Source organism: Propionispora sp. 2/2-37, assembly GCF_001298735.1.
Lineage (GTDB): Bacteria > Bacillota > Negativicutes > Propionisporales > Propionisporaceae > Propionispora.
In genome coordinates this window covers 25405-39054 of the sequence record NZ_CYSP01000001.1, presented here as the reverse complement: position 1 = coordinate 39054, position 13650 = coordinate 25405, and the positions used below count along the sequence as shown (strand labels likewise).

General features: G+C 45.7%; 13 protein-coding genes and 1 other annotated feature (1 of these 14 only partly in view). All 13 genes read right to left on the bottom strand.

From position 1 onward, the window contains the following. Nucleotides 1–61 (bottom strand) — a binding site (T-box leader); it reaches 169 nt to the left of the window's first position. A 45-nt stretch (nucleotides 62–106) separates the two neighbouring features. Beyond that, nucleotides 107–1507, bottom strand: a complete 1401-nt coding sequence (gene gltA, locus P22_RS00185) for an NADPH-dependent glutamate synthase (protein WP_054258188.1) — start codon at nucleotides 1505–1507, stop codon at nucleotides 107–109. Next, nucleotides 1492–2346, bottom strand: a complete 855-nt coding sequence (locus P22_RS00180) for a sulfide/dihydroorotate dehydrogenase-like FAD/NAD-binding protein (RefSeq protein ID WP_054258187.1) — start codon at nucleotides 2344–2346, stop codon at nucleotides 1492–1494. Before P22_RS00180 ends, gltA begins: the two co-directional genes overlap by 16 nt. A 43-nt stretch (nucleotides 2347–2389) precedes the next feature. Further along, nucleotides 2390–4057: a formate--tetrahydrofolate ligase gene (locus P22_RS00175; RefSeq protein WP_054258186.1), complete on the bottom strand. Its 1668-nt coding sequence runs from the start codon at nucleotides 4055–4057 to the stop codon at nucleotides 2390–2392. A 57-nt stretch (nucleotides 4058–4114) separates the two neighbouring features. Then, nucleotides 4115–4987: a bifunctional methylenetetrahydrofolate dehydrogenase/methenyltetrahydrofolate cyclohydrolase FolD gene (gene folD, locus P22_RS00170; protein WP_054258185.1), complete on the bottom strand. Its 873-nt coding sequence runs from the start codon at nucleotides 4985–4987 to the stop codon at nucleotides 4115–4117. Between the two features lie 39 nt (nucleotides 4988–5026). After that, nucleotides 5027–5875 carry a UbiA-like polyprenyltransferase gene (locus P22_RS00165; protein WP_054258184.1) on the bottom strand — a complete coding sequence of 283 codons (849 nt, stop codon included), beginning with the start codon at nucleotides 5873–5875 and terminating at the stop codon, nucleotides 5027–5029. After that, nucleotides 5868–7328 (bottom strand): menaquinone biosynthesis decarboxylase, encoded by a 1461-nt coding sequence (locus P22_RS00160; RefSeq protein ID WP_054258183.1) that lies wholly within the window; start codon nucleotides 7326–7328, stop codon nucleotides 5868–5870. Before P22_RS00160 ends, P22_RS00165 begins: the two co-directional genes overlap by 8 nt. A 45-nt stretch (nucleotides 7329–7373) precedes the next feature. Beyond that, complete coding sequence (tatC, locus tag P22_RS00155) at nucleotides 7374–8117, bottom strand: twin-arginine translocase subunit TatC (protein WP_054258182.1); 744 nt, start codon at nucleotides 8115–8117, stop codon at nucleotides 7374–7376. Nucleotides 8118–8127: 10 nt separating this feature from the next. Then, the gene (tatA, locus tag P22_RS00150) at nucleotides 8128–8325 is read right to left on the bottom strand and encodes a twin-arginine translocase TatA/TatE family subunit (protein WP_054258181.1); all 198 of its coding nucleotides are present in this window, start codon (nucleotides 8323–8325) and stop codon (nucleotides 8128–8130) included. A 131-nt stretch (nucleotides 8326–8456) separates the two neighbouring features. Then, entirely contained in the window at nucleotides 8457–9410 is a 954-nt protein-coding gene (locus P22_RS00145) for a polyprenyl synthetase family protein (RefSeq protein WP_054258487.1), read from the bottom strand. Between the two features lie 168 nt (nucleotides 9411–9578). Further along, the gene (locus P22_RS00140) at nucleotides 9579–10085 is read right to left on the bottom strand and encodes a siroheme decarboxylase subunit beta (protein ID WP_054258180.1); all 507 of its coding nucleotides are present in this window, start codon (nucleotides 10083–10085) and stop codon (nucleotides 9579–9581) included. Between the two features lie 21 nt (nucleotides 10086–10106). Further along, nucleotides 10107–10568 (bottom strand): siroheme decarboxylase subunit alpha, encoded by a 462-nt coding sequence (locus P22_RS00135; protein ID WP_054258179.1) that lies wholly within the window; start codon nucleotides 10566–10568, stop codon nucleotides 10107–10109. Nucleotides 10569–10658: 90 nt separating this feature from the next. Beyond that, a complete protein-coding gene (gene yihA / locus P22_RS00130) occupies nucleotides 10659–11318 on the bottom strand; it encodes a ribosome biogenesis GTP-binding protein YihA/YsxC (protein WP_054258178.1) in 660 nt (219 codons plus the stop codon). Then, complete coding sequence (lon, locus tag P22_RS00125) at nucleotides 11315–13630, bottom strand: endopeptidase La (RefSeq protein ID WP_054258177.1); 2316 nt, start codon at nucleotides 13628–13630, stop codon at nucleotides 11315–11317. Before lon ends, yihA begins: the two co-directional genes overlap by 4 nt. Nucleotides 13631–13650 lie beyond the last annotated feature (20 nt).

The following is a 13650-nucleotide window of genomic DNA, read 5'->3' as shown; positions in this document are numbered from 1 at the left end:
AGCCTGGGATTTCCTCTCTGACAGCCGGTAGACAGCCTACTCTTCCCATCATAACTTTTCAATATCGTATTTACAATATACTCCGTCCACAAATCAATGTCAAGATTTATAATTTATGTTTTTCTTTCAGATAATTATAAATGGCTTCCGCTGCCTTTTTACCGGCCCCCATAGCCAGAATAACGGTTGCCGCACCGGTAACAATGTCCCCGCCGGCAAAAACGCTAGGCTTGCTGGTTGCCCCGGTTTCTTCATCGGCTACAATATTTCCCTTTTTATTGGTTTCCAGTCCTTTAGTTGTAGACTGAACCAATGGGTTGGGCCCCTGTCCAATCGCAATCACGACGGTATCTGTTTCCAGGACAAACTCCGATCCGGCAATTTCTACCGGGCGGCGGCGCCCGGAGGCATCCGGCTCGCCCAGTTCCATACGAATACACTTAAGTCCGGTAACCCAGCCTTCACTGCCCTGTACCTCGACCGGAGCCGTCAATAAGGTAAAGATGATCCCTTCTTCTTTGGCATGATGTATTTCTTCCAGCCTTGCCGGCAATTCCGTCTCGGAACGCCGGTAGACAATATGCACTTCTTCAGCCCCCAGCCGTAAAGCAGTGCGTGCTGCGTCCATGGCAACATTGCCGCCACCAACCACGGCCACCTTTTTACCTACATGAATGGGTGTCCCCGATTCCGGAAAACGGTAGGCTTTCATGAGATTGCAGCGGGTTAAGAATTCATTGGCCGAATACACTCCATTCAAATTTTCGCCCGGTATTCCCATAAAATGCGGTAAACCGGCTCCCGTGCCGATGAAGACAGCGTCAAACCCTTCTTCTTCCATTAACTCGTCAACAGTAAAGGTTTTGCCAATAACGGCATTAACCTCGATTTCAACGCCCATTTTACGTAAATTATCGATTTCCGCCTGTACGATGTCCTTGGGCAGACGAAACTCCGGAATGCCGTACATCAAGACTCCTCCCGGCAAGTGCAGGGCTTCAAAAACCGTCACACGGCACCCTTTTTTCGCCAGTTCACCGGCAGCAGTCAGGCTCGCCGGACCTGAGCCGATAATGGCCACTCTTGGTGCATCCGGTGCCGGCTCAATCGCCTGGATGCGTTCTCCTTTGGTGCGGGCATAATCGGCCGCATACCGTTCCAGCCGGCCAATGCCAACTGCCTCGCCTCTCTTAGCCAATACGCAGAATTTTTCACATTGGTCTTCTTGGGGACAAACTCGCCCGCAAACAGCCGGTAATCGGTTAACCTCTTTAATACTGGCTATTGCCGCTTCCACGTCTCCCTCTTTAATATGCTTAATAAAAGTAGGGATATCCACATCAACCGGGCAGCCCTTACGGCAGGGTGCAGCTTTACAGGACAAACAGCGCTCGGCTTCTGCACGGGCCAGTTCATCATCATACCCTAAAGCAACTTCGTTGAAATTGCGTGCCCTCATTTTAGCATCCTGTTCCGGCATCACATTCTTTTTTAATGAGAGTGACATTTACATCCACCTACCTTTTTGCTTACACAATGCTCGCTATGCTTTTTTTCCTTGTCGACATACATACGCTGCCGTGCGACCAAACCGGCAAAATCGATTTTATGGGCGTCAAATTCCGGCCCGTCAACACAGGCAAACTTATTCTCATTCCCAACCGAAACGCGACAGCCGCCACACATACCCGTCCCGTCAACCATAATCGGATTTAAACTGACCACGGTAGGTATCTCATGCGGTCTGGTTACTTCAGCCACATTGCGCATCATAATCACCGGGCCAATGGCAATGACCAGATCTATTTTCTTTCCTTCGGCAATCATTTGTTTCAAAGGATCGGTAACAAAACCTTTCTGCCCTTTGGATCCGTCATCGGTTGCAATATAGAGAGTGTCACTGACGGCAGCCATTTCTTCTTCATAAATCAATATGTCCCTGTTGCGGGCACCAATGATTGAGATAACATGATTACCGGCTTGCTTCATTCCTCTGGCAATGGGATATACCGGAGCAATACCGATGCCACCGCCTACGCAAACCACAGTGCCAAAATTTTCAATATGTGTGGGTTTCCCCAACGGTCCAACGAGATCCAGTAAGCTGTCCCCTGCTTCTAATGCTCCCAACAACTTGGTTGTAGCCCCAACTTCCTGAAAAATAAGCGTAATGCTTCCCTTTTCACGGTCAAAGTCGGCTATGGTTAAAGGAACGCGTTCACCATCCTCATCAATTCGCAAAATGACAAATTGACCCGGTTGTGCCTTTTTAGCAATACGCGGCGCCTGCATTTCAAACATCTTTACATTTGGCGCCAATTCTTGTTTAGCAAGTATTTTATACATGATACCCTCCTCAAGCAGGGCAAACTGCCCTGGCATTTTCTATCTAAAAGATACCGACAATAGTTCCCTCATTGTCAATATCCATTCTTTCCGCAGCCGGCCGTTTCGGTAAACCCGGCATAGTCATGATTTCACCGGTGAGTGCAATTAGGAACCCGGCTCCCGCCGCTACTCTTACCTCCCGTACTGTTATGAAAAATCCCTGCGGCCGCCCTATCTTGGTCATATCATCACTCAACGAATACTGCGTTTTGGCCATACATATCGGAGTCTTGTCAAAACCCAGTTTTATAAGTTCCTGTATGGTTTTTTCGGCAACAGCCGTATACTGAACGCCAGCCGCCCCATAGATTTCTTTGGCAATGGCGGCTATCTTATCTTTAATGGGGTCCTGTTCGTTATAGATAAAGCGGAATTGATTCTCCCGTTCACAGGCTTGCAGCACTTTTTCCGCTAAAACCAATCCACCGTCACCGCCCTTGGCCCATACCTCCGAAACGGCAACCTCGGCCCCTAAAACAACACATTTTTCCCTCACGTAAGAAAGTTCAGCCTGGGTATCGGTGGGAAAAGCATTAACAGCCACGACCGCCGGCAAACCATACTTTTGTGTATTTTCGATATGCTTGACCAAATTATTCATTCCCCGCTCCAGGGCAGGGAAATTTTCTCCTGCCAGATCGCTTTTTGGCACTCCGCCATGCATTTTAAGCGCCCGTACCGTAGCAACAATCACTACTGCCGACGGTTTTATACCCGCGAACCGGCACTTGATATTAAGAAATTTTTCCGCCCCTAGGTCAGCACCAAAACCGGCTTCCGTAACGACAACATCTGCCAGTTTCAGAGCATACTTGGTAGCCATAACGCTGTTACAGCCATGGGCGATATTAGCAAATGGCCCACCATGGACAAAAGCCGGTGTATTTTCCAATGTTTGTACCAAATTCGGCTTTATCGCATCTTTAAAAAGCAGCGTTAAAGCGCCGGTCACCTGTAAGTTTTCCACGGTAACAGGCTGGCCATCATAGGTGTAGGCCACGATAATCCGGCCGATACGCCTCTTCATATCCTCAAGATCACTTGCCAGACATAAAATAGCCATCATTTCCGAAGCAACCGTGATATCAAAACCGCTTTCCCGCGGCACACCGTTAACTTTTCCCCCAAGGCCGCAAATAATGGAACGCAATGCCCGGTCATTTAAGTCCACAACCCGCCGCCAGGTAATGCGGCGAGGATCAATTCCCAACTCATTGCCATGATGGATATGGTTATCAATGACAGCGGCCAGCAAGTTATGAGCAGTAGTAACTGCATGAAAATCTCCGGTAAAATGCAAATTTATATCTTCCATCGGCACAATTTGTGCATACCCGCCACCTGCCGCGCCGCCTTTTACGCCAAAACAAGGCCCCAGCGAAGGTTCCCGCAGGGCAATCAGTACCTTTTTCTCCATACGTCGCAGGGCATCGCCAAGACCAACTGTTGTCGTTGTCTTTCCCTCCCCGGCAGGAGTAGGGTTAATCGCCGTTACTAAAACTAATTTTGCATCCGGATTGTTTTTAATCCGCTCCCAAGCATGTAAAGAAATTTTAGCTTTATATTTACCGTAAAGTTCAATTTCCTCTTCCGAAATGCCTATCCCCCGAGCTACTTCAGCGATTGGTTTCATTACCGCAGCCTGTGCGATTTCCACATCACTCTTCACCTCGAGACCTCCTTTACATCGTCTTATCCTTTATTAAATTAGAATTCAAATGTCTATTCAGTATATCATTTTTTTCTGCTGTAATTGGGCCGCTCTTACCGTGTTATGCATCAGCATAGCAATAGTCAGCACCCCGACACCGCCCGGGACAGGAGTAATTGCCCCTGCAACATCCTGTACGGCCTCAAAATCAACATCACCGACAATTTTCCTTTCACCGACACGGTTAATGCCCACATCGAGAATGACCGCTCCCGGTTTTACCATTTCCGGGGTGACAAACTTTGGTTTGCCTATGGCAGCCACCAGAATATCAGCTTCGCGGGTTACTTCCGCTAAATTTTGAGTACGTGAATGGCAGACCGTAACCGTGGCGTGGCGGGCCAGTAGCAAATGGAACATCGGTTTGCCGACAATATTGCTGCGGCCAATGACCACAGCCCGTTTCCCCTCAACCGGAATATCTGCAAGTTCCAGCAGCCGAATACAGCCATTGGGCGTACAAGGCACCAGCCCTTCCTCACCGATTGCCAGCTTACCGGCATTAACCGGATGAAAGCCGTCGACATCCTTGAGCGGGTCGATAGAGTTGACTATTTCGGTTTCATACTGCTTGATATGTTGCGGCAATGGTAATTGCACTAAAATCCCATGAACATTGACATCCTGATTTAAACGGGCGATAACTGCCAGCAGTTCCTCCTTACCGACTGCTTCCGGCAAACGGATTACCTCAGAACCAATGCCCATTTCCAGACCGGTTTTATGCTTATTCGCCACATAAATTTGCGATGCCGGGTCTTCACCGACAATCACCACCGTCAAGCCGGGAGTAACCCCATAGTTATGCTGCAAATTGGCAATAGCTGCCTTCGTTTCCTCTTTTATCTTGCTGGCATAAAATTTTCCGTCCAATATGCGTGCCGACATTAGCTGCACCATCCCCATATATAATAAATATCATTACGCTTACAATAATACGCTGATCACGGTAAAAATAAACACGAAAGTGCCTACAAGACCGTTGCGCATAAAATAGGCCTGCGTTACCCTGCTAAAATCCTTCGACTTAACTAGACTATGCTGATAAAGCAGCACCAGCGCCGCTAAAAAAACACCAAAAAAATAAATGAAATGTAATCCAAGAAGATAACCCACCAGAGCAAAACACAGGATACTAAAACTATGCATCAGCCGGGATAAGCGCAGGGCTCCATCGATTCCAAAACGTACCGGCATGGAGTGAAGTCCCTGTTTCTTATCGAAAGTAACATCCTGGCAACCATATATTACATCAAAACCGGCTATCCAGATGCCAACGGCCAAACCTAACAAAATAACAGCCAGATTGAGATAACCGCTGATAGCAATCCAGGCACCCACCGGGGCAATCGCCAAAGCAAGTCCCAATACCAGATGACAAGTCCAAGAAAACCGTTTCATATAAGGATATACAACCAGCGGAATAACCGCCAGCGGAGCAAGCCGGATACAAACAGGCTGTAAATGATAAGCGGCGACAAAAAAGAGAATCAAGCTGGCCACAGCCAGCAAAAGAACCTCACCCGGTTTCACGGTGCCAGTTACCAAGGGCCGGTTGGTAAACCGGGGATGCAACCGGTCATATTTTAAGTCAATCAAATTATTAAGGGCTAACGCCGTACTGCGGGCTCCTACCATGGCCAGCGTAATCCAAAACAAATCCCAGCCGTTCGGAACTCCCCTGACCGCCAGCACTGCCCCCATATAGGCAAAGGGCAAGGCAAAAACAGAGTGCGACAAGGCAATATTTTCGAGATGAGCTTTAACTTTATTCAAGATCCAGGTCCTTCCATTTACTATCAACCATTCGCTTAATATCCTCCGACATCACGATTTCATCCGGCCATTCCCTGTTATGCCCTTCCTCCGGCCAGGTTTTTGTGGCGTCAATCCCCACCTTGGTTCCCCACTTGGGCACAGGTGAAGAATGATCGAGAACATCAAGCGGGCCATCCACCATAACGATATCACGGCGGGCGTCAATATTATTGAACGCCCTCCACCACACCTCGTTCATATCCTGGACATTCACATGCGCATCAACCACAATCACCATTTTGGTAAACATCATCTGTCCCATCCCCCATACAGCATGCATCACCTTCTTGGCCTGTTGAGGGTATGTTTTTTTGATAGAAAGAACGGCACAATTATGAAAAACGCCTTCCAGCGGCAAATTCATATCTACGACCTCCGGCAGCTGCATTTGCAGTAAAGGCAGAAAGATGCGCTCGGTCGCCTTAGCCAGATAACAATCTTCCATCGGTGGCTTGCCGACAACGGTTGCCGGATAGATGGGATTTTTCCGATGTGTAATACAGGTAATATGAAAAACCGGATAGTCATCAGCCAGCGAATAATAACCGGTATGATCACCAAACGGTCCTTCACGCCTCAGCTCATCAATTTTCACATAGCCTTCCAGAATAATCTCAGCCTGGGCTGGAACTTCAATATCGACCGTTTCACATTTTACCAATTCAACCGGTTTTTTACGTAAAAAACCGGCAAATACCATTTCATCTATATCCCGTGGCAGTGGCGCAGTTGCCGCGTAGGTTAAAGCCGGGTCACCGCCAATGGCCACGGCTACTTCGATCCGGTCCAAACCCATATCACGGTAAGCACGATAATTGTCCGCACCATTTTTATGGATATGCCAATGCATCCCCGTCGTCCTATCATCATAAACCTGCAGACGGTACATGCCTACATTGCGTTTGCCGTTAACGGGATTTTTGGTAAATACCAGCGGCAAGGTGATAAATTTTCCCGCATCACCAGGCCAGCATTTCAGAATGGGAAACTTGTTCAAAGACGGCTGATCTTTAATAATAACCTGTTTACAGGGTGCTGATTTTACATACTTGGGAAAATTAATAGCCCGCTTGGCAGTCGGGATTAATTTCACCAAATCCAGTTTATTCTGCAGGGAAATATAAGGCAGTTTCAGAATACTGCGAATTTCATCGGCAATATCATCCACCTTTTCAACACCAAAAGCCAGAGCCATGCGTTCCATACTGCCAAATGCATTCATCAAAACAGGCATATCATAGCCCTTCACATTTTCAAATAGCAACGCGACATTCTTATCGCCCTTCATCTTGGAAACACGATCGGTGATCTCGGTTATCTCCAGTTCGGCATCCACACTGTGGCGGATACGCTTTAACCAGCCGCGCTCTTCCAAAGCAACAATAAATTCTCTTAAATCATCAAAGGCCATTTGCTGCCCCCTTCTTGTATATTGCAATGCAATGTGATTCTGTTACTATTTACGCAATACATACTTTACCATGAGAATACTGATTTCATATAAAAGAATCATCGGTACCGCAATCATTGTCTGAGAAAATACGTCAGGTGTAGGTGAAATTATGGCGCCAACCACAAAAGCCAAAACCAAAACCACCTTGCGTTTTCCTCGCAGAAAATCGGAACTGATAACACCCATTTTGGCTAATACCAAAATAAACAAAGGCAATTCAAAAATAAAACCAAACGGCAGCAAAAAGGAAATAACAAAAGACAGATATTCACCTAACGAAAGCATGGGCTGCAGACTTTCCGTAGCAAAACCTAAAAAGAACTGTATACCGGCTGGTAAAACAAAAAAATAAGAAAAAAAGACACCGATAAAAAATAAAACTACGGACGATGGTATCAAGACAAAGGACAATGCCCTTTCCGTCCTCGTTAATGCCGGTACGATAAAAGCCCATATCTGATAAAGAATAACAGGCAATGCGACCAGAAAACCGGAAAAAAAAGAAACCTTGAGATAAGTAAAAAAAACTTCTGCCGGATTCATAAAATACAGTTTTCCGGCAGGAGCGGCAATAATCTTTACCAAATTTTCGGCGTAAAAATAACTAGCGGTACTGGTAATAGCAACTGCAATCAAGCAAACTATAATTCGCCGGCGAAGCTCCTGCAAATGGTCCACCAGAGACATTTCGCCTATAGAAACCGGAGTACTGGTAGTTTCATCATCATGCTGAGATGGTGTGGTCATACCAACTGCCTCACTTTTTTTCTTCTGCCTTTACTTCGCTCTTTAATTCCCTGGTCTCTTCTTTAGCACTTTCTCCACTGGTAGCTTTGCGAAATTCTTGAATGCCTTTTCCCAGCGCCTTGCCAACTTCCGGAAGTTTCCCCGGTCCAAAAACCACTAAAGCAATTACCAAAATTAATATTAATTCCGTCATGCCCATATTAAACATAGCCGTATCACCCTCATTACTATTCATTATTCACATAAGCCTATTATACCTATTACCTGAAAAAAAAACAACCGACGGTGGCGGCTAATAGAGAAATAGAGACGCCTAAACGTCTCTACAGCACTGCATTGTCAATACTCTCGCAAGCTGACAAAAGCGGCAATAGCCAGCAGTGCTTGCCGTACCTCGTCCGCAAAAGTATCGGGGATAGCGGCTTTCGCCTCACTAAGATAACCGTCTACCTTGCCGTAACAATACTCTACCGCCCCGGTTTCATGAATAATCTCCAATCCTCTGTTTACTTGTTCATCAGACATATTCCGTTCAATAACAATATGATGAAGTTCATCTTTCTGCGCGCTGTGTTGTAAGGCATAAATAACCGGCAGTGTAATAATTCCCTGCCGTAAATCATTACCGGCAGGCTTGCCCAACTGCACTGATGAGGCCGTCACATCCAAAATATCGTCCGTTATTTGAAAAGCCATTCCCAAATTATAGCCATAGCGCCGCAAAGCCCGCACATCGGCCTCAGGCACTTCAGCCGTTAATGCTCCCAGTTCGCAACTGGCCGCCAGGAAATCGGCCGTCTTTTTCGCAATACGCACTAAATAATCGGCTTCCGATTGATTGGGGTTATAAATTTCTTTATTTTGAATAATTTCCCCCTCGGCCATTGAACAAATCACTTCAGCCAAGACCTTTAGCATGCCGCTGTTAACATGATCGGCAATCAGCGAGAATGCCTTGGCAAATAAATAGTCGCCAGTCAGTACCGATGACTGGTTCCCCCAGCGCGAATTAGCGGTAGGAATGCCACGGCGGGTTTCAGCCTCATCAATAACGTCGTCATGCACTAAAGTCGCCATGTGGATCATCTCAATGGCCACAGCCATGGGTATCGATTTTGCCAATTGCTGTGGCGAACTTTTTGCACATATTAAATACAAAGCAGGCCTCAATCGCTTTCCTCCTGCTTTTGCCAAATGTTTCCCAATACTGCTTATCAGCTCAACCGGAGACTGTACCATAGCCAGAAGTTCAGCTTCCAGGGTGACTAAATCATGTTGTACTATATCAAACATCGTTTTCACTGTATTATCACCTTTAAAGAAAGTCAATATCTATGATACATCCTGTCCAATAGAATGTCTATACTTTTATTTCCTTTTTCAACACAAATCGCGTAATCCAGACAAGTTGGCTGTAAGTATAACACTTTTACCTAGTGTTTACAGTACCGGCTAAATATATCAACAGTCACTTGCAGACGGATTGATTTCAATTCCGTCTTCCTGAAAATAACGCATGCTGGTTTTCTTCCATTCCCGTGTACTAAACAACATCACATAGGTTGTCAAATCATTTTCCGTGGCAAAAGAGCATGCCATTTTTTTGCATTCTTCAGGACTGTGTCCATGTAGCATAGTATAAAAATTGTAAGGCCAATCTTCTTGCGTTTTACGGGAATAACAATGGGAAATGTACGACGACATAGCCGCTTTTCGCCCGACCTCTTCAATACGCTCATCCGGCACAACCCAAGCGCATAAGGCATTAGCGGAAAAACCCACTTCCCGATGTCTTAATACCGCAGCTATTTTTCGTATTTGCCCAGCTTCCCGATAATGCTTCAGCCTGTCCAGCAATTCTTCTTCAGAAATCCCCAAGGTATTGGCAATTTCTAAATAAGGCCGGGCAACCAGCGGCAAATCTTCCTGCAACATGGCAATAATTTTTTTGTCTAAGGCATCCAGCATCACTTTACACCTCAATTACAGCTATAATGTAAATCTCACACTTACTTTAAATTTTTTTTCTGCAGGAAGACTGATCAGTTTTTCCACGCCAGCCATACCTTTAACTGTATTCAGAACTTTCTCCTGTGCGGCAACATCCGGAGAAAGTAGAGTAAACCACAAGTTATAGATATTATCATCGTCACTATACCGTTCATAATTATGGGTAACACCCGGATGTCTATTAATGGCCGCAGCCACCGTGGCTACTTTATCAGGAGTAACGCTGACGGCAACCAAAGTACCGATATAGCCTAGCTGATTGGAATCAAAAAACGGCCCCATGCGCCGGATAAATCCATGCTGTTTCAAATATTGCAGCCGTTCGATTACATCATTTTCCTCAACTCCCAAGTCTTCGGCCAGGACGGCAAAAGGGCGGTCAACCAGCGGCAACTCTTCTTGAATCCGATTTAACAATGCTTTATCAAATGCAGATAACATGCTACACTGCCTTTCTTTTCATAATGCCATAGAAACAGTATCATTACAAATAAACGCAAGAAGTGGGCACTGCATCCCACTTCTTTTACATTACCTCTCATAGTTTAACAAAAGTTTTGCAATAACGTCAAGCAATTGATCGCGCCCAATTCCCTTAGCAGACGAATAAGGAATAACCGAATCGCGGTCCATTCCCAACTCCTGCTTAATTTTTTTAATTTGTTTGCTGATTAGCATTTTGGAAATTTTATCGACTTTCGTTGCTACTACTTGAACCGGCAACCCGTTTTCAATTAGCCAGCGGTAAGTGGCAATATCGCTTTCCATGGGAGAGTGCCGGCTGTCAATTAATTGACAAATCAGTTTGATATGTGATGTTTGCAAAAGATATTCTTCAATAAATTTAGCCCATTGACGCCGTAAAGTCCGTCCTGTACGCGCATAGCCATAACCTGGTAAATCCACCAAAAGAAAAGACCTTCGAATATCTTCACTTATTTTTGCTGTCAATTGATAAAAATTCAATGTTTGCGTTTTGCCCGGAGTGCTGCTGATTCTTGCTAATCCATGCTGCCGGGCCAAAGAATTTAAAAGTGAAGATTTCCCAACATTAGAACGTCCCACAAAAGCTATCTGGACCGCAGCATTCTCCATTTCCGGATACTGGCTGCTATTTACAGCCGAAGCCAGGTACTGAGCACGAATGATATTCAAGCTGACGGGTTCTTTCTGCCTGTCTGTAAAAGTCATTCTTTCACCAATGCCCTGTCCAAAACTTCATCCATATGCTCAACCAGATAAAATTCCAGGCTTCTTTTTATGTTAGCCGGTATTTCGTCCATATCACGTTTATTTTCTTTAGGTAAAATAATCTTTTTAATACCGGCGCGGTGAGCAGCCAGTACTTTTTCTTTTATCCCTCCAACAGGCAGCACTCTGCCGCGCAAAGTAATTTCTCCGGTCATCGCCAGGTCGCTTCGTATGGCTTTACCTGTCAGCGCAGATGCCACGGCCGTTGCCATGGTAATTCCCGCCGAGGGCCCGTCTTTGGGAATAGCACCTTCCGGCAAATGGATATGAATATCGCTATGCTCATAGAATTCCGGGTCAATTCCCAATTCCTGCGCCCGGCTGCGGATATAGCTGAATCCGGCCTGTGCCGATTCACGCATAACATCACCCAATTGTCCGGTAAGTGTCAATTTGCCCTTGCCCTTCATAATGGATACTTCCGTTCCCAGCACATCGCCGCCAACTTCCGTCCAGGCCATACCTGTTGCCACACCAATTTGGTGACTGCTCTCAATCTGACTTTGACGATATTTAGGGGCACCTAAAAAAGTATGCAGGTTCTGCGCGGTAATTTTGACGGTAGTTCGTTTGTTTTGCACAATCTGACGGGCGGATTTCCGGCATAAGTTAGCAATATGTCGTTCCAGATTACGCACACCGGCTTCACGCGTATAGTCGCGAATCACCTTTTGCAAAGTTCCCTCTGAAAAGGTAATCTGTTTTTTATTCAAACCATGATCCCGGATTTGCTTAGATACCAAATAGCGTTTAGCAATTTGCACTTTTTCCTCTTCCGTATATCCTGCAATAGGAATGATTTCCATACGATCAAGCAGCGGTCGGGGAATATTATGCATAACATTGGCGGTAACCACCCAAAGAACACGGGAAAGATCAAAAGGCAGCTCAATATAATGGTCACTAAAGGTATTATTTTGTTCAGGATCAAGTACCTCCAGCAGAGCAGAGGAAGGATCTCCGCGAAAATCAGCACTCATTTTATCTATTTCATCCAATAAAAATACCGGATTTTGGGAGCCTGCCGTTCGTATTCCCTGAATAATCCTTCCCGGTAAAGCTCCCACATAAGTCCGGCGATGACCGCGAATTTCCGCTTCATCACGTACTCCTCCCAGAGAAACCCGGACAAATTTACGATCCATAGAGCGTGCAATCGAACGCGCCAGCGAGGTTTTACCTACTCCCGGAGGACCAACTAAACATAAAATAGGTCCTTTCATCGTTTCAGTCAATTTCCGCACGGACAAGTATTCCAATATACGCTCCTTTACCTTCTCCAGTCCGTAATGATCCTCATCCAGGGTCTGTTCAGCCAGCGAAATATCCAGCCGGTCTTCTGTCTTTTCCAGCCAAGGCAAGCCAGTCAGCCAATCCAAATATGTACGGATTACCGTACTCTCTGCTACCATGGGCGACATTTTTTCCAATCGATCAATTTCTTTGTTGATTTTCTCCGCCACTTCTTTGGGAAATTCCGTTTCTTTTAAACGCTGCCGGTATTCTTCCACCTCAGCGGTACGATCATCCTTATCCCCCAGTTCTTTCTGAATCGCTTTTAACTGCTCGCGCAGATAATATTCCTTTTGGGTTTTTTCCATTTGTTTACGGACGCGAACATTTATTTTTTTCTCCAGTTCAAGAATTTCCATTTCCCTGCCTAAAATTTCACATAAACGTTCCAGTCTTGCCTTTACTTCAACTGCATCCAGAAGAGCCTGTTTATCCTCAATTTTTAACGATAAATGACTGGCAATCAGATCGGTCAGACGGCCCGGTTCTTCCACAACTACCACAGAAACCAAAGTCTCCGGCGGTATTTTTTTACTTAATTTAACCCATTGTTCAAACTGATGGATTGCCGTCCTGGTTAAAGCTTCAATTTCTGGAGTTTTTTCCTCTGTTTCGCCAAATTCATCTATTTCAACCTGATAAAACGGCTCCGATTCGGTATACTCTATAATTTCAGCACGGTAGAGACCTTCCACCAACACACGGATTGTACCCCCGGGTAATTTTAGCAACTGCTTGATTTCAGCAACTGTACCGATGGTAAAGATATCCTCGGAAGTAGGTTGATCCTCCTGGGCATCGCGCTGTGTCGCTAACATGATTAACCGGTCGTGCACCATTGCTTCTTCCAATGCACTGATTGACTTTTCCCTGCCAACATCTAAATGAATGATCATATATGGAAAGACCAGAATGCCCCTTAGCGGCAATAACGGGATGGTACGTCTATCTTTTGCCATGTATTTCGCCTCCTCAGACA

Excerpts from the sequence above, each read along its gene's own strand:
- gltA (WP_054258188.1), bottom strand. The coding sequence starts at position 1,507 with ATGTCACTCTCATTAAAAAAGAATGTGATGCCGGAACAGGATGCTAAA.
- P22_RS00140 (WP_054258180.1), bottom strand. The coding sequence starts at position 10,085 with ATGCTGGATGCCTTAGACAAAAAAATTATTGCCATGTTGCAGGAAGAT.
- tatC (WP_054258182.1), bottom strand. The coding sequence starts at position 8,117 with ATGACCACACCATCTCAGCATGATGATGAAACTACCAGTACTCCGGTT.
- yihA (WP_054258178.1), bottom strand. The coding sequence starts at position 11,318 with ATGACTTTTACAGACAGGCAGAAAGAACCCGTCAGCTTGAATATCATT.
- lon (WP_054258177.1), bottom strand. The coding sequence starts at position 13,630 with ATGGCAAAAGATAGACGTACCATCCCGTTATTGCCGCTAAGGGGCATT.
- P22_RS00135 (WP_054258179.1), bottom strand. The coding sequence starts at position 10,568 with ATGTTATCTGCATTTGATAAAGCATTGTTAAATCGGATTCAAGAAGAG.
- P22_RS00180 (WP_054258187.1), bottom strand. The coding sequence starts at position 2,346 with ATGTATAAAATACTTGCTAAACAAGAATTGGCGCCAAATGTAAAGATG.
- folD (WP_054258185.1), bottom strand. The coding sequence starts at position 4,987 with ATGTCGGCACGCATATTGGACGGAAAATTTTATGCCAGCAAGATAAAA.
- P22_RS00145 (WP_054258487.1), bottom strand. The coding sequence starts at position 9,410 with ATGTTTGATATAGTACAACATGATTTAGTCACCCTGGAAGCTGAACTT.
- P22_RS00160 (WP_054258183.1), bottom strand. The coding sequence starts at position 7,328 with ATGGCCTTTGATGATTTAAGAGAATTTATTGTTGCTTTGGAAGAGCGC.
- tatA (WP_054258181.1), bottom strand. The coding sequence starts at position 8,325 with ATGTTTAATATGGGCATGACGGAATTAATATTAATTTTGGTAATTGCT.